27 protein-coding genes and 1 pseudogene are annotated in these 25,837 nt (G+C 60.1%); 11 read left to right on the top strand and 17 right to left on the bottom strand.

Going from position 1 to position 25,837, the window contains the following annotated elements; translation table 11 throughout:
- Positions 1 to 45 precede the first annotated feature (45 nt).
- The 13 genes from rpsN to sppA all read right to left on the bottom strand — a co-directional run bounded on the left by rpsN (position 46) and on the right by sppA (position 9,223).
- The gene (rpsN, locus tag DXY37_RS02260; RefSeq protein ID WP_115125189.1) at positions 46 to 348 is read right to left on the bottom strand and encodes a 30S ribosomal protein S14; all 303 of its coding nucleotides are present in this window, start codon (positions 346 to 348) and stop codon (positions 46 to 48) included.
- 43 nt (positions 349 to 391) lie between these two features.
- Positions 392 to 1,474, bottom strand: a complete 1,083-nt coding sequence (locus tag DXY37_RS02255) for an RIP metalloprotease (protein ID WP_115125148.1) — start codon at positions 1,472 to 1,474, stop codon at positions 392 to 394.
- A gap of 19 nt (positions 1,475 to 1,493) precedes the next feature.
- A complete protein-coding gene (gene serS, locus DXY37_RS02250; protein WP_115125147.1) occupies positions 1,494 to 2,771 on the bottom strand; it encodes a serine--tRNA ligase in 1,278 nt (425 codons plus the stop codon).
- A gap of 59 nt (positions 2,772 to 2,830) precedes the next feature.
- Positions 2,831 to 2,992 carry a hypothetical protein gene (locus DXY37_RS13155; RefSeq protein WP_170951744.1) on the bottom strand — a complete coding sequence of 54 codons (162 nt, stop codon included), beginning with the start codon at positions 2,990 to 2,992 and terminating at the stop codon, positions 2,831 to 2,833.
- Positions 2,993 to 3,064: 72 nt separating this feature from the next.
- A complete protein-coding gene (locus DXY37_RS02245; RefSeq protein WP_115125146.1) occupies positions 3,065 to 4,564 on the bottom strand; it encodes an AAA family ATPase in 1,500 nt (499 codons plus the stop codon).
- Positions 4,557 to 5,105 (bottom strand): DUF177 domain-containing protein, encoded by a 549-nt coding sequence (locus DXY37_RS02240; protein WP_115125145.1) that lies wholly within the window; start codon positions 5,103 to 5,105, stop codon positions 4,557 to 4,559. Before DXY37_RS02240 ends, DXY37_RS02245 begins: the two co-directional genes overlap by 8 nt.
- On the bottom strand, positions 5,102 to 6,241 hold the full coding sequence (yidC, locus tag DXY37_RS02235; protein WP_115125144.1) for a membrane protein insertase YidC: 1,140 nt from the start codon (positions 6,239 to 6,241) through the stop codon (positions 5,102 to 5,104). Before yidC ends, DXY37_RS02240 begins: the two co-directional genes overlap by 4 nt.
- A 75-nt stretch (positions 6,242 to 6,316) precedes the next feature.
- Positions 6,317 to 6,739, bottom strand: coding sequence for a PH domain-containing protein (locus tag DXY37_RS02230; protein ID WP_115125143.1), 423 nt, complete (start codon positions 6,737 to 6,739; stop codon positions 6,317 to 6,319).
- Positions 6,736 to 7,137, bottom strand: coding sequence for a ribonuclease P protein component (locus tag DXY37_RS02225; RefSeq protein WP_115125142.1), 402 nt, complete (start codon positions 7,135 to 7,137; stop codon positions 6,736 to 6,738). Before DXY37_RS02225 ends, DXY37_RS02230 begins: the two co-directional genes overlap by 4 nt.
- Positions 7,138 to 7,155: 18 nt before the next feature.
- The gene (rpmH, locus tag DXY37_RS02220) at positions 7,156 to 7,293 is read right to left on the bottom strand and encodes a 50S ribosomal protein L34 (protein WP_074159280.1); all 138 of its coding nucleotides are present in this window, start codon (positions 7,291 to 7,293) and stop codon (positions 7,156 to 7,158) included.
- A gap of 53 nt (positions 7,294 to 7,346) precedes the next feature.
- Positions 7,347 to 7,934 carry a DUF2808 domain-containing protein gene (locus tag DXY37_RS02215; RefSeq protein ID WP_115125141.1) on the bottom strand — a complete coding sequence of 196 codons (588 nt, stop codon included), beginning with the start codon at positions 7,932 to 7,934 and terminating at the stop codon, positions 7,347 to 7,349.
- A gap of 99 nt (positions 7,935 to 8,033) precedes the next feature.
- The gene (gene aroH, locus DXY37_RS02210) at positions 8,034 to 8,414 is read right to left on the bottom strand and encodes a chorismate mutase (RefSeq protein WP_115125140.1); all 381 of its coding nucleotides are present in this window, start codon (positions 8,412 to 8,414) and stop codon (positions 8,034 to 8,036) included.
- Positions 8,411 to 9,223, bottom strand: coding sequence for a signal peptide peptidase SppA (gene sppA, locus DXY37_RS02205; RefSeq protein ID WP_115125139.1), 813 nt, complete (start codon positions 9,221 to 9,223; stop codon positions 8,411 to 8,413). Before sppA ends, aroH begins: the two co-directional genes overlap by 4 nt.
- 53 nt (positions 9,224 to 9,276) lie before the next feature.
- Here sppA and DXY37_RS02200 point away from each other — a divergent pair, with 53 nt between their 5' ends.
- The 3 genes from DXY37_RS02200 (at position 9,277) to DXY37_RS02190 (ending at position 13,195) form a co-directional block, all read left to right on the top strand.
- Positions 9,277 to 10,239 carry a DMT family transporter gene (locus tag DXY37_RS02200; RefSeq protein WP_115125138.1) on the top strand — a complete coding sequence of 321 codons (963 nt, stop codon included), beginning with the start codon at positions 9,277 to 9,279 and terminating at the stop codon, positions 10,237 to 10,239.
- Positions 10,236 to 11,339 carry a glycosyltransferase family 4 protein gene (locus DXY37_RS02195; protein ID WP_115125137.1) on the top strand — a complete coding sequence of 368 codons (1,104 nt, stop codon included), beginning with the start codon at positions 10,236 to 10,238 and terminating at the stop codon, positions 11,337 to 11,339. The genes DXY37_RS02200 and DXY37_RS02195 overlap by 4 nt, the downstream gene beginning before the upstream one ends.
- 68 nt (positions 11,340 to 11,407) lie before the next feature.
- On the top strand, positions 11,408 to 13,195 hold the full coding sequence (locus tag DXY37_RS02190) for a glycosyltransferase family 39 protein (protein WP_244276788.1): 1,788 nt from the start codon (positions 11,408 to 11,410) through the stop codon (positions 13,193 to 13,195).
- On the opposite strand, the gene DXY37_RS02185 is transcribed toward DXY37_RS02190, so the two are convergent.
- The gene (locus DXY37_RS02185) at positions 13,189 to 13,734 is read right to left on the bottom strand and encodes a DUF721 domain-containing protein (RefSeq protein ID WP_115125135.1); all 546 of its coding nucleotides are present in this window, start codon (positions 13,732 to 13,734) and stop codon (positions 13,189 to 13,191) included. The two genes, DXY37_RS02190 and DXY37_RS02185, sit on opposite strands and share 7 nt — an antisense overlap.
- 80 nt (positions 13,735 to 13,814) lie before the next feature.
- Here DXY37_RS02185 and DXY37_RS02180 point away from each other — a divergent pair, with 80 nt between their 5' ends.
- From DXY37_RS02180 to DXY37_RS02165, 4 genes are read left to right on the top strand one after another with little or no spacing between them, the layout of a single operon-like run.
- On the top strand, positions 13,815 to 14,594 hold the full coding sequence (locus DXY37_RS02180) for a PspA/IM30 family protein (RefSeq protein WP_115125134.1): 780 nt from the start codon (positions 13,815 to 13,817) through the stop codon (positions 14,592 to 14,594).
- Between the two features lie 57 nt (positions 14,595 to 14,651).
- Positions 14,652 to 15,845, top strand: a complete 1,194-nt coding sequence (locus tag DXY37_RS02175; RefSeq protein ID WP_115125133.1) for an aminotransferase class I/II-fold pyridoxal phosphate-dependent enzyme — start codon at positions 14,652 to 14,654, stop codon at positions 15,843 to 15,845.
- Between the two features lie 5 nt (positions 15,846 to 15,850).
- Positions 15,851 to 16,612 (top strand): biotin--[acetyl-CoA-carboxylase] ligase, encoded by a 762-nt coding sequence (locus DXY37_RS02170; RefSeq protein WP_244276786.1) that lies wholly within the window; start codon positions 15,851 to 15,853, stop codon positions 16,610 to 16,612.
- 30 nt (positions 16,613 to 16,642) lie between these two features.
- A complete protein-coding gene (locus DXY37_RS02165) occupies positions 16,643 to 17,614 on the top strand; it encodes a M23 family metallopeptidase (protein WP_115125132.1) in 972 nt (323 codons plus the stop codon).
- Here DXY37_RS02165 and DXY37_RS02160 read toward each other — a convergent pair.
- From DXY37_RS02160 to DXY37_RS02150, 3 genes and pseudogenes are all read right to left on the bottom strand, one after another.
- A pseudogene (locus tag DXY37_RS02160) lies at positions 17,602 to 18,346 on the bottom strand (response regulator transcription factor). The gene DXY37_RS02165 and the pseudogene DXY37_RS02160 overlap by 13 nt on opposite strands.
- A 27-nt stretch (positions 18,347 to 18,373) precedes the next feature.
- Positions 18,374 to 19,093, bottom strand: coding sequence for an ABC transporter ATP-binding protein (locus tag DXY37_RS02155; RefSeq protein WP_115125131.1), 720 nt, complete (start codon positions 19,091 to 19,093; stop codon positions 18,374 to 18,376).
- Positions 19,068 to 20,639, bottom strand: a complete 1,572-nt coding sequence (locus DXY37_RS02150; protein WP_115125130.1) for an NAD(P)H-quinone oxidoreductase subunit N — start codon at positions 20,637 to 20,639, stop codon at positions 19,068 to 19,070. The genes DXY37_RS02155 and DXY37_RS02150 overlap by 26 nt, the downstream gene beginning before the upstream one ends.
- Before the next feature lie 127 nt (positions 20,640 to 20,766).
- On the opposite strand from DXY37_RS02150, the gene topA reads away from it, so the two are divergent.
- The 4 genes from topA to DXY37_RS02130 are packed head-to-tail and all read left to right on the top strand — an operon-like array spanning position 20,767 to position 25,829.
- Entirely contained in the window at positions 20,767 to 23,484 is a 2,718-nt protein-coding gene (gene topA, locus DXY37_RS02145) for a type I DNA topoisomerase (RefSeq protein WP_115125129.1), read from the top strand.
- Entirely contained in the window at positions 23,484 to 24,011 is a 528-nt protein-coding gene (locus DXY37_RS02140; RefSeq protein ID WP_115125128.1) for a hypothetical protein, read from the top strand. The genes topA and DXY37_RS02140 overlap by 1 nt, the downstream gene beginning before the upstream one ends.
- Positions 24,011 to 24,655, top strand: a complete 645-nt coding sequence (locus DXY37_RS02135) for a DUF2232 domain-containing protein (protein WP_115125127.1) — start codon at positions 24,011 to 24,013, stop codon at positions 24,653 to 24,655. Before DXY37_RS02140 ends, DXY37_RS02135 begins: the two co-directional genes overlap by 1 nt.
- Positions 24,627 to 25,829, top strand: coding sequence for a nicotinate-nucleotide--dimethylbenzimidazole phosphoribosyltransferase (locus DXY37_RS02130; protein ID WP_115125126.1), 1,203 nt, complete (start codon positions 24,627 to 24,629; stop codon positions 25,827 to 25,829). Before DXY37_RS02135 ends, DXY37_RS02130 begins: the two co-directional genes overlap by 29 nt.
- The last annotated feature ends 8 nt before the right edge of the window (positions 25,830 to 25,837 follow it).

Raw genomic sequence — 25,837 nt, 5'->3', positions numbered from 1 at the left:
AAACACCTCCTCAACTGCATCACTTTTGAGCGAACTCTCGACAAATCACCAGCTGGACTTCACCACGCCAGGAAGCTCACCTTTGTGGGCACGCTCGCGCAGTTGATTGCGGCAAAGCCCAAAGTCGCGATAAACACCCCTGGGTTTGCCGGTGGCCCAGCAGCGGTTGCGCATGCGGGTGGGTGCACTGTTGCGGGGCAGTGCTTGGATCTTGCGATGGATCTCAAGGCGCTCCATGGGGTCCTGCGCTGCGTTGAAGGCGGCCATCAGGGCAGTCCGCTTGGCTGAGAAGCGCTCAACCATCTTCTTGCGCTTCGCATCGCGGGCGATCATCGACTTCTTGGCCATGCAGCGAGTGAAAAGGAGCAGTTCAATCAGCAACCATACAGTTTCATTGGCCAATCAATTGACGCACCAGCGGTAACTGGCTCGTATCACGCACGATCAGCAACACACTGAGGCCGAGTACCAACAGCAGGCTGGACTGCATCACAGCCAGCTGAAACCGTTCCGGCAGTGGGCGTCCGCGCAGACCCTCCAGCAGGAGAAACACCAGCTGTCCGCCATCGAGCAGCGGCAAGGGCAAGGCGTTAAGGACGGCTAGGTTGATCGAGATCAGCGCCAGAAACAGGGCTAGACCCGAGCCTCCCTGACTCGAGAGCTGGGCTCCCATTTCCACAATTTTCACGGGGCCTGAAACCTGCTGAGCGGTGGCACCGAAATTGGTGAACAAGCCTGCATAGCCCGACACCGTTCTGCTGAAGAGCCCGCCGAACTGTTGGCTAGATACGCTGATCGCCTCCAGCAGCGAGCGCACGGGACGGGTGGAGCCGCTGACGACTTCCTGAAGCTGAGCTCCGATACGACCGACACCCTGCTGGTCTGCTGGCGTCAGCTGGAGCGGCGTGAGCACATCGTTACGCAACACCTGCAACTTGAGCGGCTGACCAGGGCTGTTTCGGATCGGGTCGACGGCGGCCTGGACGGCCGGCTCTCCACGGCCGAGATCAATGGCGTCGATCGACAGGATGCGGTCGCCAGGTTTGAGTCCAGAGAGAGCTGCCGGTTCACCGCCTTGCACGCTCATCACCATCACGCCTTGTCCTGGTTCTCCAGGAACTCCAGTGGTGGCGGTGTGTCCCACAAGAACCAACCAGGCCAGCAACAGATTGGCCAGCACGCCAGCACTGATCACCAAGATCTGCTGAGGAATCGGCCGGTTACGCAGTAGATCCGGATCATCTTTGGGAATGTCGCTCTCTTCATCGTCTTCGGGGAATGAAACGAATCCACCCAGGGGGAGCAATCGCAGGGCGTAGGTCACGCCCCCCTGCTCGGTTTTGAGCAAGGCCGGCCCAAATCCCACGGAAAAGCCGTTGACGCGAATGCCCTGCAGTCGGGCAGCCAGGAAATGGCCCGCTTCATGAATGACGATCAACAGCCCCAGAGCCAGCAGTGAGGCCAGAACGTTCATAAAACCCGATTCAGTCTGCTCATTCTGGCTGGATTCTGTCCCCACCGAAGTAAGGCACGAGTGCCTGAGGCAGCAACACACTGCCATCGAGCTGCTGACCGTTTTCAAGCAGGGCTGCCATGGTGCGGCCTATCGCCAGACCACTGCCATTCAGGGTGTGCACCAGCCGGGTCACTTTCCCTTTCTTGGTGCGGATCGAGGAACGCCGTGCCTGGAAATCACCGCAGACGCTGCAACTGGAGATCTCCCGGTAGGCACCGGCGCCTGCGAGCCACACTTCAAGGTCGTAGGTGCGCGACGCGGAAAATCCCAGATCACCTGTGCAGAGTTCCAGCACCCGGTAGGGCAGTTCCAGAGCCTGAAGCACCGCCTCCGCATCCGCTGTGATCTGCGCATGAGCTTCGACTGAGTGATCGGGGTGCACAAACCAGTACAGCTCCACTTTGTTGAACTGGTGCAAGCGGATCAGTCCTCGGGTGTCTCGGCCGTAACTCCCCGCTTCCCTGCGGAAGCATGGGCTGTAGGCCACGTACTTCAGAGGCAGCTGATCTCCTGGAATGATTTCGTCGCGATGCAGAGAGGTGACAGGAACTTCTGCCGTGGGGGTCAGCCAGAGATCGTCCTCAGCACAACGGAAGCTCTCTTCAGCAAACTTCGGCAGCTGGCCTGATCCGGTGAGACTGGCGCTATTCACCAGTACAGGTGGCAGTACCTCTCGGTAGCCCTTGCTGCCATGTAGGTCGAGCATGAAGTTGATCAGAGCCCGCTCCAGGCGAGCGCCCTGGCCGAACAGGGTCACGAATCGGCTCTGGGCAATCCGCACGGATCGCTCGCTGTCCAGCAAGCCAAGACGGTCAGCGATGGCCCAATGCTCTTCCAAGCCCTCTTGTTGGCGTGGGATGCCCCAGCTGCGTACCTCGATGTTGTCGTTTTCATCCTTGCCATCAGGGCTGTCGGTCGATGGCAGGTTGGGAAAGGTGAGCAGCTGTTCCTTCAAGCGTGAGGCGAGCTGCTTCTCCTCGTCCTCGAGAACGGACACCTTCTGCTTGATGGCGTTGCCTTGCTGACGCAGATCGGCGACTTCGGCCCCCTTGGGATCGGCACCGGCTTTGATTTTTTGCCCGACATCCTTGCCGATGCGGTTGCCCTCCGCCTGGAGAGTGCTGCGCTCTTGTTCGAGATCCCTTTGATGCTGTGCGATCTGCTGCAGAGGGCTTAAATCCACATTCAGGCCTCTGCGCCCCAGCTGAGTCGCAATCAGCTCAGGGTTCTCTCGCACCAGACGCTGATCGAGCACAGGGGTTCGGATGATCGCGCCGGCAGCCTAGGCGTCCGCTGTCAGCGCTCTGTTTGCGCTCAGAAAACCTGGCCAACCATCACAGCCGCCACGGCTGAGAACAGAGTGATTCCGAGAGCTGTTACTGGGTTCTGGCCTTGAGCGACGGCAACCGTGGTGATCACCCCGGCTCCAAGGCAGGCCGCTGCCAATTGGGTGGTGAGTTCAGAGGAACGGTTCAATTCCAGTCTTTCGGCAGCACATGGAACTTACGGAGCCTGGCTGGGTTCGTCTCGGGTTGAGGGGGTGGATTGTTACGCCGCGTCAGGGTTCGTTACGGCTCGCAATGATGCGGGTCTGGCTCGCCCGGCGCTTGCCCATTGCTTGAGGCTTTCCATTTGCTCTCTAGCCGTGCGTGACAGGGGCACAAGTTGCGATGCCGCCAGGATCATGTCGCTTTCCGTGAGTTCACGGATTTCGGCGAAGGCCAGGTGCATCGCTTCGATCACCACCTGTTCCAATTCAGCGCCGGAATAGCCGTCCGTGCGATCGACCACGGTTGACAGCGGCAGATTGAGGCCAGGGCGACGCCGTTGCAGGTGAAGGCTGAGGATGCTCAGACGCTCCTCTCTTGACGGCAGATCCAGCAGGAAAATTTCATCAAATCGTCCCTTACGCAGTAGCTCCGCCGGTAGACGCTCCACACCGTTCGCTGTGGCCACCACAAACACCGCAGAGCGTTTCTCTGCCATCCAGGTGAGCACGGTGGCCAGAACACGCTGACTGGTGCCTCCGTCACTGCGGCTGTCATTGCCAAATCCCTTGTCGATCTCATCGATCCAGAGAACGCAGGGCGCCATCGCTTCCGCCCGCTGAATCATGTCGCGGGTTCTGGCTTCACTGGCTCCAACCAGTCCGGAAAAGAGTCGGCCCACATCCAGTCGAAGAAGAGGCATCGACCAGCTATGGGCGATTGCTCTGGCTGTGAGGGACTTGCCGGTGCCCTGAGGTCCCACCAGGAGCACTCCTCGAGGCAGGGGAAGTCCGAAGCGGCGTGCATCGTCGTTGAAGGCTCTGTGTCGTTGATCAAGCCAATGCTTGAGCGTTTCGAGCCCGCCGATGTCTCCAGGTGTTGCATCGGTTCGGCAGAACTCCAGCACTTCGCTGCGGGCCAGGGAAAGCCGTTTCTCCTCCAACACATCCACCAGGTCCTCGCGGCTGAGTGATCCGCGTTGCGCGAGTGCTTTGGCGGCCACATGCCTCACCCTTGCTTCGCTCAGGCCGCAGCAGGCATGCGTGAGTTCCTCGAGCACATCAGCCTCCAGGGCCCGACCGCTGGCTCTGGCGATGTTGGCCAACAGTGTTCGCAACTCCTGTTCCTGTGGCAAGGGCAGGTCCATCAGTGTGAGGGCTTCATCCAGGTCGGCTGGGGGCGTCCATTGCCCGCAGGTCACGATCAAGGTGTGTGGCGTGGTTCGCAGTTGGCTGGCAAGGTTCCGCAGCATGCGGGCGATTCCCGGGTCTTCACAGAACCGGTGCACATCCTTGAGCAGCAGCAGGGTTGGACTGGAAGGGGAGCGCTCCTGCAGCCACTGCAGCACCGCCATCGGCTGCCGGGCACCCAGCTGTTCCTGGCCCAAGGCGCCACTGAGGCCTCCCACGAAATCCCAGCAGGTCAGTGTGCGATCAGGAAGTCGCTCTGAGGTCTGGCGCAGCAGCGTTTCTACGCGCTCTTCCTCATGGCTGCGGATCCAAATCAACGGTGTGCCTGATCGGATCAAGAGATCCAGCTGTGCGATCCAGTTATCAGTCATGGTTCGTCCCGTTGTGTTGCATCGACGACTGAAGATCCTTCAGGGCCTGCCAGCGGGGATCAGGTGTTGTCTCCTTGCTGGTTGAGGAAGAGTCCGATGATTTTTGCGGCATTCCTGGGCAATGCTCCCCGCAGCGATTGACGACCGACATCTGAAGGCTGAGCTGTTCGAAAACCCAGCGTTCCGGTTCGAAATCAGCGCGCGGGTTCAGGCACTCCATGAGGCCATCGGGTGAAGTCGGATCGAGCCCCGCTTCGGCGAGATGATCGTCGCTCGGTTCCTGGCCCAGCCAGATCAGTTCCTTGGAGACAGCGCTGAGCTGTTGGTTGAAATGACCGAGGCAACGGTCGCAGCGCAGGCAGACGATGGTCTGCACCGACCCTTCAACCTCGAGGAGATTGCCGAGATGTTCTGCCCTGAGAGTGCCTCGCACGGGGGTGAGGCTGGGCATCTCATCGAGTTGACCATCCACTGACCAGACCCTGGAGGTTCCCAGAGCTTGTAGCTCCCTGAGGGGTACCGGCTCAAGGCCGGGAATCATTTGTTGCCGCCCTTGGGCTCGAAAGGCAAGCGGCTTCCAGGGACGCCACCGGCGGCGGCTGGTGCGGGTTGCTGCTTGAGCTGTTCGTCCAGGATGGCCTGGAGATTGTCTGGTAAGGCCTCACGGGTTAACAGGAAGGTCTGCAGAGCTTGGAAGATATTGGCGATCACCATGTACAGCAGAACACCGGCCGGCAGAGGGAAGAACAGGAACATTCCTGTGATCATCACCGGAGTGATCTTGTTGGCTGTGGACTGCTGCGGATTCGCAGGCATGCCCATCCCCGAAAGCAGCTGGGAAATGAACAGGCTCAGACCGAAGGAGCCCACGAGGATGGCGATATCCCAGTTGACGGCTCCGTCGGTATAGAAGCCCACCTGTCCAAGAGCCTTGATGAACAGGAAACCGCTGCGGGCGGCCAGACCGGGGATCTTGCCCTCAACGGTCGCATCACCGGCAGCCAGCGCGGTGATCTGTCCAGCTTCGGAGACCGACACGATCGATTCGCCTTTGGTGACCGTCCAATCAGGCAGGAAAGACTTGCCGTTCTCGACTCCGTCCAAGACCTCTGCGAACGGCTCTCCGCTCTTGGTCTGGAGCTGGATCTGGACGTTGTCACCAGTTCCGATCTTGGTTCCACCGGGCAGGCTGGCGATCACGGGGACGTGATCTGTTTCCGTGACGAAGATCGAATGGCTCGCGCTGCTGAACGGTTTTGGCTCCACCGCCGCGATTTGCTCGGCGGGCAGCACTTTGAGATTGAGGGTGTAGGGAACGTCCGCGAACGGTGATCCACGCAGCGTGGCGAATAATGCAAACAGAATCGGCATCTGCACCAAGAGGGGCAGGCAACCGGCCAGCGGGCTGCCGAATTCCTTCATCAATTTGCCCAACTCCTCCTGCTGTTTCTGAGGATTGCTGGCGAAGCGGGACTTGATCTCGGCCTGCCGCTTCTGCATCACCGGCTGGGCGATGCGCATGCGCCGTGCGCTGCGGATGGATCCTGCGCTGAGCGGAAACAGAGCCAGGCGGATCACCACCGTGAGAGCCACGATCGCGAGCCCGTAGCTGGGCACCAGTCCATAGAAGAAATCCAGGATCGGCAGCAGCAGATTGTCGGAGATGTAACCGATCACGATGGCGTTCCGATGGGCGGTGAAGGGTGATGCCAGTGTGCAACAGCGTCGAGGCCATTGCGTTGACGTTCAGGATTAGGCAGCGAAGCCTTTGCTTGGAATGCTGTCAGTGCTGGTACCGTTGGATTCGGGCCTGCTCTTGATGCGTTCCTGGATGTAGGTCTCGACCTCACGGAAGTTCGGCATCGAACGAAGCTCCAGTCGTGATCCATCCGTGAGCACGAGAACCATGTCTCCCCATGCTCCAAAACCACGGGGTACGCAGCGCACCTCGCGGATCTGGCTGTAGACCACCTGGCTGCGGTCCTTGCCCATCCAGCCGCCGCTCACGGACACCCGTCGACTGGTGATGCGGAAGCGCAGCCACAGAGTCCTCACGATGGCCCCCACGGTGAATGGCAGGCCAATCAGGGTGAAGCCCAGAAGAACGTTGAAGATGAGATCTCCTTTTGCAGGGCCGCCCTCGTAAAAGGTGTCTTCCTGTATTGAGCTGGTCATGACTTCAGGCCCGCCTGTACAAGCAATCTGTCGCATTCTTCCAGCAAGTCGTGATCCTCTGTGGCTGCTCCAGGCTTCAAACTGACCAGAAGCCAGGTGCTGGCGTGTTCTGGTGCGTGTTCGAATCTTGAACGCAAGTGATCGTGCAGCTGTCGCCTCAATCGATTCCTGATCACGGCGCGCTTACTTACCTTGCTGCTGATCACCACAGCCACTCGGCAGGTTGCAGGACTGCTCGGGCTGACCGACCCCTTCGGAGTCGCCGGTCGTTTGATCAAGGAATTGCGGGCTGATGCCCTTCTCAGCACCATCAAGGTGCCGTGGAAGCGTTTGCCTTTCCGATGCAGATGGTCAAAACAGCGATGGCCGCGCAGACGCATGGATGCCGGCAGGACCATCGCAGCAATCCGAATGAATCAAACGGACAAGCGTGAACGTCCGCGCTTGCGGCGGCTGCGAATCACACGACGTCCAGTGTGCGTACGCATGCGCACTCTGAAACCGGAAACGCGCCTGCGTTTGCGACTTGTGCCTCCGAGAGTTCGTTTCGTCATGGAATTTTTCCGGCGCCCGGCCTTACGTCAAGGAGCGACTTTATCAGCCGGGGTCAGTCGATATCCACAAGCCAGCTGCCGAGGTAGCCAGATATGGGAACGTCTCCGGGGGCTTGCGCCAGGGCATTGAACTGAAACATTCCCCCCTGGCTCGGGTTGAAGACGTTCATCACGACGGCGTAGGTGCCGCCAGTCGGGATCGGAGTGTCGGGAAAAACTTCGATGGCCGTTTGTTTCTCGTTGACTTCAAACACCGCCGGAAGCACTTCTGTGCATTTGCTGCGAGCGAGCACTCCTCCAAGCTTCATTTTGCAAAGGGATAAAGCTTCCGGACGGATTTTTGCATCGAAATAACTGGGAACAGTGATGCTTAGCTTGAGGATCGCGGTCTTGCGATCCTTCTTGCGCAGCATGAAGTAGTACTCCGAGCGATCACTTCGGCGTTGGCTGCTTTGTACGAAGTAGAGCTTGCGATAACCAGCGTCTGAATCCCATCTGAATTCCAGAAGAGAAGGTGTGTTCTGTGCAACGGCAGGCTTGATCAAGCTGGGCAGCAGAGTCGCTCCGCCGATGATTCCGCAGCCGATCAGAGCTGTCACACCAGCACTGAGTTTTGGAGTGGGAGGAAAAAGTCGTTTCATCGTGATTCCGGAGCAGTCGGCGCGAACGCCGTGAGTCGTTAACGGATTGTCCTGAGAATCTCCCGAATGCAGGTGCTTCGGGGGTCGGCCCCTGATCTGTCAGTTGTGACCAGATCGGTCCGGGCGCAGACGCGCGGCTGCCCTCAGGTACGGATGGTGCAGCTGCCGATCAGCAGGAATCCAGGCGTGGGCGAGTAGCCGTATACAACGTGCAAGATCCTCCTGGACGACCATCTGCTGCACATCCAGAAGGGCCACGTCCTCCCAACCTGATCGGTGGCGCGCCGCCGCTGCGGGAAAGCTGGCGTCCAGGTCGGAGGTCACGGAGAACGTCACCGAGACCAGCTGTTCGGGATCCAGAGCGTTCTGATCCATCAGGGCATCCACCAGCTCGGCAACAGCCTCTCGAATGGCGTCTGCGCTGTTATCAGCGCAGGTGGTGGCACCGCGCAGACCTCGCAGCAGCCGGGGAGCTGTCATGGTCTGTACATCCAGAGGGGTTGGCCGCTGAGCTCAAGTTCCGTGGTCAGTAACTGATCGAGTCGCAGCAGCAGGCTTGATCCAGGTAAGCCCTGGAGGAGACGCTTACGCGGCTTACCAAGGGTCACCGGCCGGCAGCGCTCAACATCAAGCTCAGCCAAACGGGCTGCCACCAATCGAGCCTGTTCCTCGTCGCCCAGTTCATCAACAAGGCCGAGATCTTTGGCCTGAGCTCCACTGAACACCCGCCCATCAGAGAAGGTTCGGACCTTGTCCTTGTCCAACCCACGGCCCTCGGCAACGGCGCCCACGAACTGGTCGTAACTGCTGTCGATCAGGCTTTGGAGCAGCTCGCGCTCTTCCGGACTGAGGGCCCTATCAGGGGAAAGAATGTCCTTAAAAGCACCGCTCTTCACGGTTTCGAAGCGGACACCGACTTTCGCCAGTAGTTCCGAGAGGTTGTTGCCCCGCAGAATCACACCGATTGAGCCGGTAATCGTGCCGGGATTGGCCACGATCGAATCGGCTGCCACGCCGACATACACACCTCCTGAGGCAGAAATGTTGCCGAAGCTGGCCACAACCTTGCAGCCTTTTTCGCGCAGACGCAGCAGAGCTGCATGGATTTCCTGACTGTCGCCGACTGTTCCCCCTGGACTGTCGATGCGCAGTAGGAGAGCTGGAAACTCCCGCTCCTGCACGTCGCGCAGAGCCTTCAGCACCCTGCGTCGTGTCGAGCCACTGATCGCGCCCTCAATGACGATGCGCGCCATGCGGCGTTTGGACTTGCGGCGCCACAGCCACCCCATGATCCTCTGTTCAACTCGCCGGATCTTAAAAAGGACCCTGTCGGGCTAATTCCATGAAGACCCTGCAGCGCGGGCTGCTGATGGTGTTGCCCTTCGCTCTGTGGGGTACTGCAATGGCGGCTATGGCCCCTCTGGTGGAGTCGGGTGGGGCTCCTTTGGTGGCCTGTCTGCGTCTGCTTCCTGCTGGCATCGTGCTGCTGATCGCTGTGCCTTTTTTGGGGAGGCGGCTGAGCGTTGATCCTGCTGATCGTGGCTGGTTTCTGGTGTTCACCCTTGTGGATGCAATTCTCTTCCAGTTTTCTCTGGCCAAAGGACTGCAGGGCACTGGTGCAGGCCTCGGATCAGTCTTGATCGATTCGCAGCCCCTGATCGTGGCTCTGCTCGCGCGCTGGCTGTTCGCAGAGTCGATCAATCCGATCGGCTGGATTGGCCTTGTGGTCGGACTGTCCGGCATCGTCTGTCTTGGGGTCCCGGCACCGCTGCTCCAGCACTGGTGGTTGCAGGCTGATCTTTCCGATCTGCAGACCGGCTGGCAGGACGGCACGGGCTGGATGCTGCTGGCAGCACTGGCGATGGCTCTGGGCACTGTGCTGTGTCGCTTCGCCTGCAAAAACAGTGATCCCGTGGCGGTTACTGGGTGGCACATGGTGCTGGGTGGAGTGCCTCTGCTCGTCTGGCATGGTCTCGACGCCAGCACGGCTCTGATCCCAGCTTGGTCGGCTCTCGACTGGGCTCAGATGGCCTATGCCTCGCTTCTGGGCAGTGCTCTGGCCTATTCCCTGTTTTTCTGGTTCGCGAACCGCGAGGACCTCACCGGTTTCAGTACGCTTGGCTTCCTGACGCCAGTGTTTGCGCTCGCCTCCGGGGGAGTGTTGCTGGGAGAACGCCTCGACACCCTGCAGTGGTTGGCAGTGCTGTTGGTGCTGATCTCTGTGCTGTTGGTGAGTCAGCGACAGCGCCTCTGGGAGCCCTGGGTATCTGCGTCGATCACGCGTCCTGGAGACCTGAAGGCATGACCGATCGTCCTCTAACTCTTGTGCTGGTTAGCACACCCGTTGGACAGCTCGGCAGCGGCCGGGGCGGTGGTGTTGAGCTCACGCTGGGGTCATTGGTGAAGGGCCTTGCCCAGCGTGACCATCGCCTGCATCTCGTTGCCCCTGAAGGCTCCTGTTCACCGGTGAAGGATGGGCGAGTGACCCTCCACACCGTTGCGGGTGTTGATCAGCCGAGTTGGCAGCATGCGGACCGGAACGCTCCGATGCAGATTCCCAGTGATGCTGTGCTGCCTCGACTCTGGGATCGGGCGCTTGAATTGGCCAGCGATGTTGATGCACTGCTCAACTTTGGATACGACTGGCTGCCGTTATGGCTGACTCCCCATGTCGAGCCGAAGATTTTTCACCTGGTGAGCATGGGCTCCGTGTCTGCGGTGATGGACTGTGCTGTGGCCGATCTGGCGCGCTGGGATCAGCGCCGCCTCGCCTTTCACACCTGTCGGCAGGCCGACGACTTCGCCCTGATTGAGCCGCCTGAGGTGGTGGGTAATGGATTTGATCTCTCCCGATATCAGCTGCAGCTGACAACGGATGGCCCACTGGGCTGGGCCGGACGAGTGGCGCCTGAAAAGGGGCTTGAGGATGCGGCATCGGTTGCGGCTCAGCTTGGTGAGACACTGCGTGTCTGGGGGCTGGTCGAGGACGACGCCTATGCCAGGCGCGTTGAGAGTGCTGTCCCAGCAGGAACAATTGAGTGGTGCGGCTTCAAGCCCACCGCAGAGCTGCAGCGTGAACTTGGCGGTTGCAGAGCGCTGCTCAACACACCGAAGTGGAACGAGGCCTACGGCAATGTTGTGGTTGAGGCCTTGGCCTGTGGTGTGCCGGTGATCGCCTACGACCGCGGTGGTCCTGGAGAGATCATTCAGAACGGCGAAACCGGTTGGCTGGTAGCTCCCGATGATCGGGAAGCCCTTGCTAGAGCAACACTTCAGGCTTCGGCCATCGACCGCGTTGCCTGCCGGCGCTGGGTTGAGCGCTACGCGAGTCAGGAGGGATTGGCCACTCGGGTCGAAGCCTGGATCCGCAGGGGGCTGACACCAGGAGATGGCACCATCTCCTGATGACAGCGGATTCATCAGCCCCAACTTCTTCGGTCGTTCTTTCAACCGTTCGGCAGCGACGGCATGGAATGCTGCTCATCCTTATGCTGGCAGTCGCGATCTTCTGCTGGAAGCTCGGCAGCACCGGTCTCGTTGATGAAACGCCTCCATTGTTCGCGGCGTCGGGCCGCGCCATGGCGGAGACCGGTGACTGGCTCACACCCAGGGTCAATGGCTTGCCCCGGTTCGACAAACCACCCCTGGTGTACTGGCTGATGGGCCTGGGATATGTCCTGCCTGCAGGGAGTGTCTGGGACCCGCTCGGCACTTGGGCGGCCCGTTTGCCTTCAGCCCTGGCCTCGGTGCTGACCATGCTCGCTCTTGGGGACACCCTGCTGCGTTATCCAGAGCGGGGCGATTCGTTCCCGCGTCGGACAGCCATCGCCGCATCCCTGGCTTTTGGCCTGTCTCCGTTGGTGCTGATCTGGAGCAGAACCGCTGTAAGTGATTCGTTGCTCACTGGGATGCTCGCTCTCAGCCTGCTCTGCCAATGGCGCTGCTACGCGAGTGGATCGGGTCGGCGGTGGTGGCTGGCCTGGATTGTTCTGGCCTTCGCCGTGCTGACCAAGGGCCCGGTGGCGGTTGTGCTTACAGGCATCACCCTGGTGCTGTTCGCCTTGATTCGCCGGGATTTCTCAGGTCTGTGGACGTCTCTGAGGCCTTTGCAAGGACTTGTGATCACAGGCCTGATCAGTCTTCCTTGGTATGCAGCCGAGCTGCTGGTGGAGGGGCAGCCTTTCTGGGACAGCTTTTTCGGGTATCACAATCTCCAGCGCCTCACCAGCGTGGTCAACGACCATCTGCAGCCCTGGTGGTTTTTCGGGCCTGTGCTGGTGGTTGCGTCATTTCCCTTCACCCCGCTGCTGGTCTTCGGGCTGGGACGGGTGATTGCCGACTTCGTTGGAGGTGCTTCCTTGCGGCGCATTCCCGTCCGCGACAGCCTCGGTCATTTCGCCGGCTGCTGGTTGCTGGCGGTGTTTCTGCTGTTCACTGCAGCGGCAACCAAGTTGCCCAGCTATTGGCTTCCTGCCACACCTGCCGCCGCCTTGCTGATCGCTTTGACCGCTCTCCCCCCGTCTCTTCAGGGACGCAAGGGTTTGTGGATTGCCTGGTGTTCAACTGCGCTCTGCACAGTGATCCTGTCGGCTGGTCTGCTGGCATCGCCCCTCTGGATTCCACTCATTCAGGATCCTGAGATGCCCACCCTGCCGGCTGAGCTGTTGGCCAGTGGCTTGGTGATCAGGGCTGCGGGGTGTTTCGTTGTTGCCGTTCTGCTTGGAACAAGGAGTTTCTGGGGCGCTGTGCCCGGACGACTGCTGGCCTGGCAGGGACCCATGGTGCTGTTTCAGCTCATTGCACTCGTGCCGATGATCCAGCTTGGGGACCGGGTTCGTCAGCTGCCTGTCCGCCAGGTCGCACAACAGGTTGTGGCGCAACGCCGGCCTGGGGAACCCCTGGCGATGGTCGGTGTGCTCAAGCCTTCACTCCATTTCTACACAGACCAGGTGGTGCTCTACGAAGGCCAATCAAAATCTGCGTTCATCAACATCGCTGATCGTCTTAGTCGTGAGCAGCGACAAGGTTTCCAGGGCTTGCCTCGCACGGAGGTCGATGCGTCGCCCTCCGTGCTGATTGTTATCAACCAGGGGACGGCAGCGAAGCAGCACTGGCAGGGCCTTAAGCCGCAAAAACTGGGGAGCGCCGGAATCTACGAGTTGTGGCGTTTGGACAGGTCTCGACTTGAGCAGCGTGCTGCGGATTTGCGCAAGGAGGGTGTGGATCTCACCTGGACAAGACCACGACCCGAGCGCTACTGATCGCGTTCACCCGGTTCCGACAACTCGCTCAGCTCGATGCGGCGGCAGAAACTGCAATGGCCCCACTGAGCCATCTCTCCCATCGGAGAGGGTGTTCCACAATGTGGACATGGCGCGATGCCATGCACATCAATACGACTGGGATGGCGTTTCCACTCCTCGAGCGGATCTCCGACCAGCTGACACGGCGCAGGATGGTGTTGCTGAATCCGCAGATCGCGCACGGGATGGCCTGCGGCACGAATGGCTGCTAGCAGCTGCGGTTTGCTGTACAGCAAGGCCTGGCGCCACTGGGGATGGCTGGCTCCCACGGTCAGCATTCCACTCCGCAGGGCTAGCGGTTGGCAATGGCTGGAGAGTGGATCGCCCGCCAGTTTTGGCCAGTCTTGCCAGAGCGCAGCCAGTGAACCTTCCTGCCTCCAGCTGCTTTGGAGAGCCTCCAGACATCCGCTGATCGCCTGAACGGGTGCCGGTTCAGGTGGCATCAGCACTTCACCCTTCCCGAAGCGCCGACGCTGCGATTTTGGGGCCAGACCCATGCCAATTGCCGATTTGAGCCGACCTTAGGCAGGCACTGTTGATTTGCTCGCTACCCTCAAACTGCTGCTCGCCCTGATCCATGGGTTTCTTCGACCGGCTCAGCCGACTGCTGCGCGCCAATGTCAACGATCTCGTGAGCAAGGCCGAGGATCCCGTCAAGATTCTCGATCAGTCCGTGGCGGACATGCAGGAGGATCTGGTGAAGTTGCGCCAGGCTGTCGCCATGGCGATCGCCAGTCAGAAGCGCCTTCGTAATCAGGCCGATCAAGCGGAATCTCAGGCTCGTACCTGGTACGAACGGGCGGAGCTCGCTCTGAAGAAGAACGAGGAGGATCTGGCCCGAGAGGCACTCACCCGTCGCAAAACATTTCAGGAGACCTCTGCCTCTCTGGCCAAGCAGGTGCAAGGTCAGGACGCTCAGGTGGAAACCCTCAAGAAGAGTCTTGTGGCACTTGAGGGCAAAATCGCCGAGGCGCGCACCAAAAAGGACATGCTCAAGGCCAGGGCACAGGCGGCCAAGGCTCAGCAGCAGCTCCAGAGTGCCGTGGGGAATATGGGCAGTAATTCCGCCATGGCAGCCTTTGAGCGGATGGAGGACAAGGTTCAGGCGATGGAGGCCAGCAGTCAGGCCGCGGCTGAACTGGCTGGCGCCGATCTGGAGAGCCAGTTCGCTGCCCTTGAGGGTGGAGATGATGTTGATGATGATCTTGCAGCCCTTCGCCAGCAACTGGCGGGTGAGTCCGAAGCTGTTGCATTACCAGCAGCTGATCAGGGCAAGGCGGATGCTGTTCAGCCGGTGAACGTGTCAGAGGTCGACAACGACCTTGAAGAGCTCCGCCGATCCATTGACAAGATCTGATCACGGAGTCGTGATAGGCCGACGTGAACACCTGCCCTCAACCGAAGATGTCTCTGGATGATCACCTCTGATCGCCTCGCGAGGCTCGGTAGCGGTGTTTTTGATCGCAACGACCGGCGCAAGTCGGTCTACTTCGACAGCGAACGGCAGCAACATCAGGGTTTAATCGACTTATCTCTCGGCTCCACTGATCTGGAGCCACCACTCGCTGCCGTGAAAGCGATGGCCGAGGTGCTTGAGCATCCCTCCAGCGCCTCCTACTGCCTCCATGCAGGGACACAATCGTTCAGGCGTGCGGCTGCCGCATGGGTACAGCAGCGATTCGGTGTTGAAGTGGACGCGGAGACGGAAGTGCTCCTGTTGGTGGGATCGCAGGAAGGTACGGCGCATCTGCCTCTTGCAGTTCTTGATCCCGGTGATTCGGCTCTGATTCTTGACCCCTCCTATCCCTCTCACCGCGGTGGCCTGGAACTGGCGGATGCCGCCATTCACACCCTTCCGCTCACCGCTGAGCGGGATTGGGCTCCAGACTTCGACGCGCTCTCCGCAGAACAATGGCAGCAGTTGCGTCTGATGGTGCTTGGTTTTCCTCACAACCCAACCGCCTGCACCGGAGAGCAGGTCTGGCTTGACGAGGCCATGCACCATTCGGTTCAACACGATCTGGTGCTGGCCCACGACAACCCTTATGTGGATCTGGCGCTGGAGGGTGATGCCCCGTCTCTGCTGCGCTGCCCCCATTGGAGGGAGCGGGGAATTGAATTCTTCTCTCTGTCGAAGGGATGGTGTCTCGGGGGATTCCGGTTGGCATTTGCGGTGGGAGCTGCTCCATTGATCAGCGCATTGCGCCAGCTGAAAGGTGTCGTTGATTTCAACCAGTGCCAGGCCCTCCAGCGGGGAGCAGTGGTGGCGCTGGATCAACATGCCGACTGGCCATCACGTCTCCTGCCCATTTATCGCCAGCGCCGCGATCGCATGCGACAGGCCTTGGCTGATCTCGGCTGGATCGTGCCGACGCCATCCATGGCTCTTTACCTCTGGATGCCAATTCCGGAATGGGCGAGTGCCAAGGGCTGGAGCGACGAACAGCTTGCGGCTGAGCTGCTGGAGCACTGCGGCGTAGCGCTGACCCCTGGTTCCGGTTTTGGTGATGCCGGCCGTGGCTGGCTGCGGCTGGCTCTTGTCCGTCCGGTCGAGGATCTGGAGAACGCTGTCGCTCGCCTGTATCCCTGGTGGGAGCAGCACCATTGACTTTTGTGCGCACGGGCCGGGGGCGACTGCTGCATGATTTACGCCGCCATGGTCATGACGCTTGGTGGCTCAGGCGTTTGGGCGTCTGTGCCAGCACCGAGAGTGAGTTATCTCAATGGTTGGTGCAGCAGCCCTGGTCTGGACTCTCTCCTCGCGCCGTGTTGGCAGACCATCAGATCCGTGGTCATGGACAGTACGGACGCTGCTGGATGGCGCCGATGGGCGGTGTCTGGTTGAGCGCGGCTCTCCCCTGGCCTCAGCAGCAATGCTCAACGGGGTTGTTCGGTCTTACCGCGGCACTTGCTCTGGCGGAGCAGGTCGAGTCCACTGGCCTGCAGGTGTCCATCAAGTGGCCCAATGATCTGATGATTGAGTCCCGCAAGCTGGCAGGTGTGCTGCCCACCCTGGTCTTCCGCGGCAATCGGGTCCGTCTGGCTCGAATCGGCGTCGGGCTCAATGTGAATAATCCGGTTCCTCCTGGAGCGATCTCCCTGCGGGAACTGCTTTGTTCAGGGCGATGTCGGCTGAGGGTCTGGCAAGGAGCTGTGTTGCGCGCACTCGACCGTGCCTGCGAGTTGGCGCTTGACCCCAGCATGGTGGTCCGTCAGGCCGAGCAGCGTCTCTGGGCTGCATCGGTGGTTGATCCAGGCACGGGAGAGTCCTGGCAAGTGCGAGGTGTCGGCATGGACGGACGTCTGCTTCTGGAACAGGGGACCCGGAGGACCAGCTGGACCCGTTGGACAGACAGTCCTGATCGGGATCTCTAGAGTCTCGCTCGACGAGACCGTCTTGATCCGTTGGTTCTGCGTAGGCTTGCCGCATCGGTTCTGCTGTCGATTCCTGCCCTGCAGGGGCCAGTTATTCCTCCTGAGATCAAGCCGCTTCCGCCGCCGCTTAGCTTCGATCGTTCGCTGGAGTCCCTAGAGCGAAATCGTGTCATCACTCCGCTCGAGCGTCGTCAGCTTGAAACTGGGGATCAGGCCCGACCCATTGATGTTCCAGCTTTCCAGCAGGCCTGCCGCATCGGTGCGCTGTCGCAGCAGGAATGCAGCAGCGGTGTGGCGGTGCGCCGCCGGAGTAATCGTCTGCAACCGCGCGTTGTCTGGAAAGGTCGTGATGAAACGCTGACCGGCTTGTCCAGACGCGGTTTTGATGGCAAACCGCTTCCTCCGATTTCAGTACCGGTCAAGGCTTTGCTGGCAGGCTCCTCTGCAACGTTCCGTCTCGAGACGGTGTTTGCGGTGTCGCCCCGACCGGCGTCGATCTCTGGCAACGGTGATCGCAAGCTGCTGTTCCCGGTCATCGGTTCAGCTATCACCACCAGTGACTTTGGCTGGCGGATCCATCCGATTATTGGGAGATGGCTGATGCATGCCGGCAAGGACCTGGCTGCTCCTGAAGGGACCCCGGTGGTCGCTGCGTTGTCAGGAACGGTTCTGAGCAGCGGTCTGGCGGGTGGTTACGGCATTGCTGTGGAACTGGATCATGCCCAGTCCAAGCGCCGGACCCTGTACGGACATCTTTCAGAGATCTACGTGAAGTCCGGCCAGAAGGTTCGCCAGGGTGAGGTGATCGGCCGTGTGGGCAGCACCGGACTCAGTACAGGACCTCATTTGCATTTTGAACTGCGCCAGCCTGAGGCCGGCGGCTGGGTGGCTGTTGACCCTGGCGATCTAGACCTCAATCCGCTTACTGCTTCTGGAGCCGATGCTGTGTCACTGCTCGTAGGGCAGCTGATGACCAGTCTGGAGCGTTCTCAAGATTCTTGAGTCTGATCCTGACGCTCTTCTCGCAGGATGAAGCCCACACCTCTGACGGTGTGAATCAAGGTTGCTCGTTCACTTGATTCGATCTTCTGGCGCAAATAGCGGATGTAGACATCGAGAAGATTGTCATCGCTGTAGAAGTTCTCACCCCAGACTCCGCGCATGATTTCAGCGCGTTCGAGCACTTTCCCTTGACCACGCATCAGGAAATTGAGTAACTCGTATTCCTTCACGGACAGCTGAATGAACTGGCCTGAACGGGTCACATCCCTTGTGCTGGTGTTCATCACCAGGTCTGCGACCTGAAGTGTTTCCGGATGATCTCCGTCGCCAGACCCTGCAGAGACCGTGCTGGCACGTCGTTGCATGGCCCGCAGTCGTGCCATTAATGCCTCGATGGAAAAAGGCTTGACTAGATAATTGTCCACCCCAGCATCCAGGGCCGTCACACGATCAGCTACATCGTCGTGGCCAGTGAGCATCAGGTCGGTGTGGTGATGGCGCTGCTGCGGATGCGCTGGCAGATGTCCATACCGCTGAAATCTGGAAGATTCCAGTCCAGAACAATCAGTTCAGGAGATGGTTCCGTGCGGGCTCGGATCAGGCCCGTGGCTCCATCAGCGGCCACATGCACTTCATGCCCCTCAACCTCCAGTTCCATTCTCAGAGTTCCGTGAGACAAGCCTCGTCATCGACGAGCAGCAGCCTGGTCTTCGGAGTGGCTGTGGAGACCATGCAATCCAGAACACCCACGAACCAGCTCTAATCAGAGCGCTCAACTCGGCCGTCACGGAAATGGACAACCCGTTCGGCACGAGCCGCCACATCATCTTCATGGGTGACTAGCACCAGCGTGATGCCCTGGTCGTGCAGGGAATCGAACAGATTCAGTACGTCATCCGTGGTGCGCGAGTCGAGGGCGCCTGTGGGTTCATCGGCCAGAAGAAGAGCAGGCTGGTTGATGATGGCCCTCGCAATGGCCACTCTTTGCTGTTGACCGCCGGAAAGCTGATTCGGCTTGTTCTGCATCCTTTCCCCAAGGCCCACACGGTCCAGCGCTTCTCTGGCTTTGTCCCGTCTCTGCTGGGGTGAAAGCCCTGCGTAGATCATCGGCAGCATCACGTTCTCGAGAGCCGTCGCGTGAGGCAGTAGATGGAATTGCTGAAACACGAAACCCAGCTGTTGATTGCGCAGATCCGCAAGGGCATCGTCATCAAGCTCCTCCACTGCACTCCCATTGAGGTGATAGGAGCCGCTGCTCGGGCGGTCGAGGCAGCCCAAAATGTTCATCGCAGTGCTTTTGCCGGAGCCGCTGGCACCCATCACGGCGAGATAGTCGCCTTTGCGCACGGTTAGATCAAGTTGATCAAGAGCTCTGACCAGGCCGGCTCCGCTTCCATAGATCTTGTCGACTCCGCGCAATTCAGCAACGGGGGAGCGTTGAGCCGCCGCTCCGTCAGCCAAGGGTGGCTCTGGAGGCATTGGCGATCGCTTGTTGCAGTATCGGGGTTCCTGCCACCGCATCATTGGCCCACTGGAAGAGCGGATTGGAGAGGATTCCACCCACTGCGGTGACCACCACGCAGGTCACCAGTGCCACACGCAGTGGAGGCAGTCCAATGGTGTTCCACTGGATTGGCGGATAGGACTTCACTGCATCGGAGGCTTCCTGGGGCTCTTTGACCACCATCATCTTGATCACTCCGATGTAGTAGTAGATCGACACCACTGAGGTGATCAGTCCCACCACCACCAGTAGATACTGGTGATCTGCCCAGCCCGCAAAGAAGAGATAAATCTTGCCGAAGAAACCCAGCATCGGTGGGATGCCTCCCAGTGACAGCAGGCAGAGACTGAGCCCAAGAGTGATCAGAGGATCTTTCTGATAGAGACCGGCGTAATCGGAGATGCGATCACTGCCGGTGCGAATCGAGAACAGGATGATGCAGGCAAAGGCCCCCAAGTTCATGAACAGGTAGGCCGCCATATAAAGGACCATGGCGGCGAAACCGTCCTCGGTGCCGCAAACCAGGCCGATCATCACGAAGCCGGCCTGACCGATGGAGCTGTAGGCCAGCATCCGTTTCATCGAGGTCTGGGCGAGCGCAACGACATTGCCGAGGGTCATGCTGAGCACCGCCAGAACGGTGAACAGCAGCTTCCACTGTGTGTCGAAACTGCCGAAACAGCCCACCAGGATGCGCAGAGCCAAGGCGAAACCGGCGGCTTTTGATCCCACAGACAGGAAGGCGACCACCGGTGTTGGAGATCCTTCGTAGACGTCTGGTGTCCACTGGTGAAAAGGCACTGCAGCGATCTTGAACGCCACGGTTGCCAACACGAACACCAGTGCCAGAGCAGCTAGAGGGGTCGGACCGGTCAGCAGTGACTGCCCGATCGTTTCCAGGCTGGTGGAGCCGCTGAGTCCATAAAGCAGTGATGAGCCGTAAAGAAACACCGCAGCTGCGGCAGAACCCACCAGCAAATATTTCAGCGCTGCTTCCGAACTGCGCGCATCGCGTTTCATGTACCCAGAGAGCAGGTAACTGGCGACTGACAGGGTTTCCAGGGACACAAAAATGCTCACCAGATCGGTGGCACCGCAGAGCAGCATGCCTCCAAGCGTTGCTGCCAGAAGGATTGCGGCGTATTCACCAACAGGGGTTCCTCCCTGTTCGGCATACCTCCAGCTGATCAGCAAGGAGAGCAGAGTTGAGCAAGCCACGACGGCCCTGAAGGCAATCGCTAGGTGATCGGAAAGAAATGCGCCCAGGAACGATGGCTCCAGTGGAGCGTTCCACTGCAGGGCAAGCAACACCAGAGCTGTGCCCAGACCTGCGTAACAAATGGGTGGGACCCAGCGCACAGAGACTTTTTCTCCTGCCAGATCCACCAGCAGGGTGGCCAGCATCGCCAGCAGAACTGCGCCTTCCGGGGCAATCGCACCGGCGTTCAGCGCAAGATTGAGAAGATCACCCGGCGCTGCCAAAGGCTGGGTGTCGAGAAGCAAGGCACCCATCTCGGGCATGGCGCGCGCAGGGCAGAGCGGTTCGGGGGACTTTAGCCGCGCTTCCGTTCCTCCTTGTGGCATCGCGCGTATTCGCTGCAACTGGAGCGGCGGTGCGATAAAGAAGGGAACGGTTATCTGCCCTCTTTTGGCGCACACCCTGGTCATCGTTGAGAGCCCCACCAAGGCCCGCACCATCCGTGGATTCCTTCCCAAGGACTTCCGGGTGGAAGCCTCCATGGGGCATGTGCGCGATCTCCCGAACAACGCCAGTGAGATTCCAGCAGCGCAAAAGGGCCAGAAGTGGGCCAATCTCGGGGTGAACACCGAGTCTGATTTCGAGCCCCTTTACGTGGTGCCGAAGGACAAGAAAAAAACGGTCAAGGAGCTGAAGGACGCTCTCAAAGGTGCTGACCAGCTTTTGTTGGCGACTGATGAAGACCGAGAGGGTGAAAGCATCAGCTGGCATCTTTTGCAGCTTCTTGCACCGAAGGTTCCGGTGAAACGCATGGTGTTTCACGAGATCACCAAGGAGGCGATTGGCCGGGCTCTTGACCAGACCCGTGAGCTGGATATGGAACTCGTGCATGCCCAGGAGACGCGACGCATCCTGGACCGTTTAGTTGGATACACCCTGTCGCCGCTGTTGTGGAAGAAGGTGGCCTGGGGCCTGTCTGCGGGGCGTGTGCAGTCCGTGGCTGTGCGTCTGCTGGTGCAACGGGAACGTGCACGTCGGGCATTCCGCAGCGGCAGTTACTGGGACCTCAAGGCTGGTCTCGCGCAGACCGGCAGTCGTTTTGACGCCAAGCTCACCCACCTGGAGGGGCAGCGCATTGCCACCGGCAATGATTTTGATGAAAACACCGGCGAGCTCAAGGCCGGTAGCAAGGTCCGCCTTTTAACTGAAAGCGATGCCCTGACGCTCTCCGAAACCGTTAAGTCGGTGGCATGGAGCGTCACGTCCGTGGAGGAAAAACCCACGGTGCGACGGCCCGTTCCGCCGTTCACAACCAGCACCCTGCAGCAAGAGTCAAACCGCAAGCTTCGGCTTTCTGCCAGGGAAACCATGCGGTGCGCGCAGGGGCTGTATGAGCGTGGTTTCATCACCTACATGCGCACCGATTCGGTGCATCTCTCTGATCAGGCGATCAGCGCTGCCCGCAGCTGTGTGGAATCGCGTTACGGCAAGGACTATCTGAGCAAGGGGGCCAGGCAGTTCAGCACCAAGGCCCGCAATGCACAGGAGGCGCATGAGGCGATTCGTCCTGCCGGTGAGAGTTTTCGTGCTCCACAGGAGACAGGTCTCGATGGCAGGGATCTCGCTCTCTATGAGCTGATCTGGAAGCGCACCGTCGCCAGCCAGATGGCTGAGGCCCGCCTCACCATGCTGTCCGTTGATCTGAGTGCTGCTGATGCAGTGTTCCGTGCCAGTGGAAAGCGCATTGATTTTCCTGGTTTCTTCCGTGCCTACGTGGAAGGCAGTGATGATCCCGATGCGGCCCTGGAAGGCCAGGAAGTGTTGTTGCCAGCGCTCAAGCAGGGGGATTCTCCCAAGCTCAAAGACGTTGAGGCGCTCGGCCACCAGACCCAGCCTCCGGCACGGTTCTCAGAAGCGTCCCTGGTCAAGATGCTCGAGAAGGAGGGGATCGGCAGGCCCTCCACCTACGCCTCGATCATTGGCACGATCGTGGACCGCGGCTATGCCGCGCTCCAGAACAATTCACTCACGCCGAGCTTCACAGCTTTTGCGGTAACGGCTCTGCTCGAGGAGCACTTCCCTGATCTGGTTGACACCTCCTTCACCGCCAGGATGGAGAACACCCTTGATGAGATCTCTCACGGAAAGGTGCAGTGGCTGCCCTATCTAGAGAGCTTCTACAAGGGCAATGAGGGGTTGGAATCCCAGGTGCACCTGCGGGAGGGCGATATCGACCCTGGTGCCTCACGCACGATCGATCTCGAGGGCCTTCCCTGTGTGGTCAGAATCGGTCGCTTTGGTGCCTATCTCGAAGCCAAACGTGTCGGAGACGACGGTGAGGAGGAGCTGATCAAGGCCACCCTTCCGCGTGAGATCACCCCCGCCGATCTCGATCACGATCAGGCCGAGCTCATCCTCAAGCAGAAGGCTGATGGGCCTGAGGCCTTAGGTGAAGATCCGGAAACCGGAGATCTTGTTTATCTGCTGTTTGGTCAATACGGTCCCTATGTGCAGCGCGGGCAGGTGAGTGATGAGAACCCCAAGCCCAAGCGTGCATCGCTGCCCAAGGGAGTGAAGCCAGAGGATCTCAGCCTCGATGATGCTCTGGGGCTGCTGCGGCTGCCCAGGCTGCTGGGAGAGCACCCTGACGGTGGCAGGGTTCAGGCTGGACTGGGTCGTTTCGGCCCCTACGTGGTTTGGGACAAGGGCAAGAGTGAGAAGGACTACCGCTCGCTGAAGGGCGATGACGATGTCCTCGCAGTGGGACTGACCCGTGCTCTTGAGTTGCTGGCCATGCCCAAGCGTGGTCGAGGCGGTCGGACTGCGCTTAAGGATCTCGGTAAGCCCGAGGGCAGTGATGAATTGGTTCAGGTCTATGACGGCCCCTACGGTCTCTATGTGAAGCAGGGCAAGGTCAATGCCTCGCTTCCTGAAGGCAAGGGTGCTGACGACATCACCCTGGAGCAGGCGGTGGAGCTGCTGGAGGCCAAGGCCGCTAGCAAGAAGGGTGGCCGTAAGGCTTCCACCACCAAGAAACCTGCCGCCAAAAAACCTGCGGCTAAGAAGCCCGCAGCCAAGAAGCCTCCCGCCAAGAAGCCTCCCGCCACAACGAAGTCAGGTCGGTTGCGTGCCAGTGCCGTGCGCGTGATTCGCCCTGCCGATTCCTGATGGGCATCAGGCTGTTCGTTCGGTCGTTGTTGCCCTTGCTGATGCTGCTGCAGTCCTGTGATGGCACACCATTCGGCCAGCGGCTGTCTGAAAGCTTTGACTCTCAGGCTGGGGATGTCAGCCCAGCTGGCACCCAGGCCGATCCAGACACCAGCGTGGTTGCCGACAAGGGCAAGCAGCAGGCAAAGGTCAACGAGAACGACAAGCCAACCGCCAGTGTCAGCAAGGATGCGAACGCGACCGAGTCCGACGAGTCCGAACGCCAATCGGATCGCAAATCCGACCGCGAACAATCGCCAGCACCTGCAGTTGCGACCGATAGCCCCAAGCCGAGATCCACTCCAGAGCGCACCCTGCCCTATCGCATCATGATTCGCCTCTCAGCAGCAGATCCAGCTGCTCCTGCGGAGGGAGTCACGGAGGCTCTTCGGCGTGCTGGCATTGGTTTTGAGGTGGAGACCATCGAAAAAGTGCCCGCCAGCGATCTGAATCAGTCCTCCAATCTCCAGCCGAAGCCTGCTTCCTGATGCGACCAGCCCTTAGTCATCGCCAGGCCCTGCGGATGATGGAATCCTCCTATCTGGCGGCCGCGGCTGCTTTGATCTGGCTGGCGCTCTATTACCTACCGGTTGGTGGAGCTCTGTTCCGCCTTGCCTTGCCTCTGCCACTCGCCCTGCTGGCGGTCCGGCGAGGTGCCCGTGCCGGGGTCGAGGGCCTAGCTGTGGCGATTCTTTTGCTGATCGCGTTGATGGGGCCGGTGCGTGGACCCTTGATGCTGTTTCCCTATGGCCTGCTGTCCATTTGGCTCGGCTGGTGCTGGCTGCATCGCTGCAGCTGGTGGCTGAGCTGGGGGATCGGCCTGCTGATCGGTGCTGCCGGATTCCTTGTAAGGGTTGTTGCGCTTTCTCTGTTGGTGGGTGAAAACCTTTGGGTGATCATCACCCGAGCTGGTGCAGGGCTGCTTGACAGGTTGCTGGAATTGCTGCAATTACCGCTTGCACCTGATCTGTTGCTGGTTCAACTGATGGCGCTCGCTCTTGTGCTCATTCAGCAACTGGTGTACGTCCTCGCTCTCCACGCCCTGGCCTACTGGATTTTCCCCCGGTTGCAGGCCCCCGTCCCTGACCCTCCACCGCTGCTTCATGGACTGGTCGCCCTCGACCCCCTCTGACCCTCCGTTTGGGGTGCGTCGTCTGACCGGCTCGCCGGCCACGGTTCAAGCAACTCGCTTTGCAAGCCTCTGGTCTGACCCGGCGCAACCGCTGCCGGATCTGTTGTTGGTGCTCGCGTCCACTAGGACCGCTGAACAACCGGGAATCTCCGCGGCGGGCTGCACCCCAGCAGCACGCCGTACAACGGCTCTGGCCGATGCGGAACTGCTGCTGAGGGGGCCATCCGTGCCTCCTCTCTGGTGCCTGCCACCTCTCCCTGCGGGGGTGTCACCAGCCTTGATCAGCTGGGTGGTCTGCCAGCAGCTCGGTCTCGATCCGCAGATTGCAGCTCTTGGATTGCCGATGCCACCGCAGTTTCCCCATCTCCGCTTTGAAGATCCAGCTTCCGGTCTGGCTGGGTGCGTCTCCAGCGGCCATGCGATGCAGCCCAAACGGGTGCAGCAGCTGTTGGATCGTGGTCGGCGCCTTGGGGAACGACTGCGTCGTCCACTGCTGCTGGCGGAATGTGTTCCTGGCGGCACCACCACAGCCCTGGCCGTGTTGACGGGGCTGGGGTTGCCTGTTCAAGCACTCGTCAGTGGCAGTGCTTTGCATCCCCCCATGGCGCTCAAGCAGCAGCTGGTGAGCGAGGGTCTGTCTCGCCTGCCTGCCCCCCCAAGCATCGATGCACAGGCCTTGCTCGCGGCCGTGGGTGATCCTTTTCAGGCCCTTGCTACAGGGCTGTTACTCGGGGTGCTCGATGCGGATCAGCCCGTTCTGCTTGCCGGTGGCAGTCAGATGGCTGCGGTGCTTGCGCTGGCGCTTCATGCGGTTCCCGTTGAGCGTCGTCAGCAGCTCTGCGATCGGGTTCTGATCGGAACGACTGCATGGCTTGCCGCGGAGCGTCTGCAGGCTGGAACATCTGACTCTTCCTTGATCACGCTGCTCAGCAATGTGGAGCAGCACTACTCTGTTTCACTCCAGGCCTATGCCGCTGGCCTGCGATTCTCTGCGAGCCGCCACGCGCGCCTGCGCGACTTCGAGCAGGGCCACGTGAAGGAAGGAGTTGGTGCCGGTGGCCTGGCTCTCCTGGCTCAATGGAGAGGGGTTTCCGTTGACACTCTCGTGCAGTCTTGTGATCGGGCCGTCGATCAGTTGCTCGCGGCTGGCCATGCAGGCACTGTCGCCCCGTAGGTTCGGAG

It is taken from the genome of Synechococcus sp. GEYO (assembly GCF_900473955.1).
Lineage (GTDB): Bacteria > Cyanobacteriota > Cyanobacteriia > PCC-6307 > Cyanobiaceae > Synechococcus_C.
This window is presented reverse-complemented; position numbering and strand designations above follow the sequence as displayed.

Bases quoted from the DNA above. Each gene is read 5' to 3' on its own strand.
- rpsN (WP_115125189.1), bottom strand. From the start codon at position 348: ATGGCCAAGAAGTCGATGATCGCCCGCGATGCGAAGCGCAAGAAGATG.
- DXY37_RS02255 (WP_115125148.1), bottom strand. From the start codon at position 1,474: ATGAACGTTCTGGCCTCACTGCTGGCTCTGGGGCTGTTGATCGTCATT.
- DXY37_RS02245 (WP_115125146.1), bottom strand. From the start codon at position 4,564: ATGACTGATAACTGGATCGCACAGCTGGATCTCTTGATCCGATCAGGC.
- DXY37_RS02240 (WP_115125145.1), bottom strand. From the start codon at position 5,105: ATGATTCCCGGCCTTGAGCCGGTACCCCTCAGGGAGCTACAAGCTCTG.
- DXY37_RS02230 (WP_115125143.1), bottom strand. From the start codon at position 6,739: ATGACCAGCTCAATACAGGAAGACACCTTTTACGAGGGCGGCCCTGCA.
- DXY37_RS02225 (WP_115125142.1), bottom strand. From the start codon at position 7,137: ATGGTCCTGCCGGCATCCATGCGTCTGCGCGGCCATCGCTGTTTTGAC.
- rpmH (WP_074159280.1), bottom strand. From the start codon at position 7,293: ATGACGAAACGAACTCTCGGAGGCACAAGTCGCAAACGCAGGCGCGTT.
- DXY37_RS02215 (WP_115125141.1), bottom strand. From the start codon at position 7,934: ATGAAACGACTTTTTCCTCCCACTCCAAAACTCAGTGCTGGTGTGACA.
- aroH (WP_115125140.1), bottom strand. From the start codon at position 8,414: ATGACAGCTCCCCGGCTGCTGCGAGGTCTGCGCGGTGCCACCACCTGC.
- sppA (WP_115125139.1), bottom strand. From the start codon at position 9,223: ATGGGGTGGCTGTGGCGCCGCAAGTCCAAACGCCGCATGGCGCGCATC.
- DXY37_RS02200 (WP_115125138.1), top strand. From the start codon at position 9,277: ATGAAGACCCTGCAGCGCGGGCTGCTGATGGTGTTGCCCTTCGCTCTG.
- DXY37_RS02195 (WP_115125137.1), top strand. From the start codon at position 10,236: ATGACCGATCGTCCTCTAACTCTTGTGCTGGTTAGCACACCCGTTGGA.
- DXY37_RS02190 (WP_244276788.1), top strand. From the start codon at position 11,408: ATGCTGCTCATCCTTATGCTGGCAGTCGCGATCTTCTGCTGGAAGCTC.
- DXY37_RS02185 (WP_115125135.1), bottom strand. From the start codon at position 13,734: ATGGGTCTGGCCCCAAAATCGCAGCGTCGGCGCTTCGGGAAGGGTGAA.
- DXY37_RS02180 (WP_115125134.1), top strand. From the start codon at position 13,815: ATGGGTTTCTTCGACCGGCTCAGCCGACTGCTGCGCGCCAATGTCAAC.
- DXY37_RS02175 (WP_115125133.1), top strand. From the start codon at position 14,652: ATGATCACCTCTGATCGCCTCGCGAGGCTCGGTAGCGGTGTTTTTGAT.
- DXY37_RS02155 (WP_115125131.1), bottom strand. From the start codon at position 19,093: ATGCCTCCAGAGCCACCCTTGGCTGACGGAGCGGCGGCTCAACGCTCC.
- DXY37_RS02150 (WP_115125130.1), bottom strand. From the start codon at position 20,639: ATGCCCGAGATGGGTGCCTTGCTTCTCGACACCCAGCCTTTGGCAGCG.
- DXY37_RS02140 (WP_115125128.1), top strand. From the start codon at position 23,484: ATGGGCATCAGGCTGTTCGTTCGGTCGTTGTTGCCCTTGCTGATGCTG.
- DXY37_RS02135 (WP_115125127.1), top strand. From the start codon at position 24,011: ATGCGACCAGCCCTTAGTCATCGCCAGGCCCTGCGGATGATGGAATCC.
- DXY37_RS02130 (WP_115125126.1), top strand. From the start codon at position 24,627: ATGGACTGGTCGCCCTCGACCCCCTCTGACCCTCCGTTTGGGGTGCGT.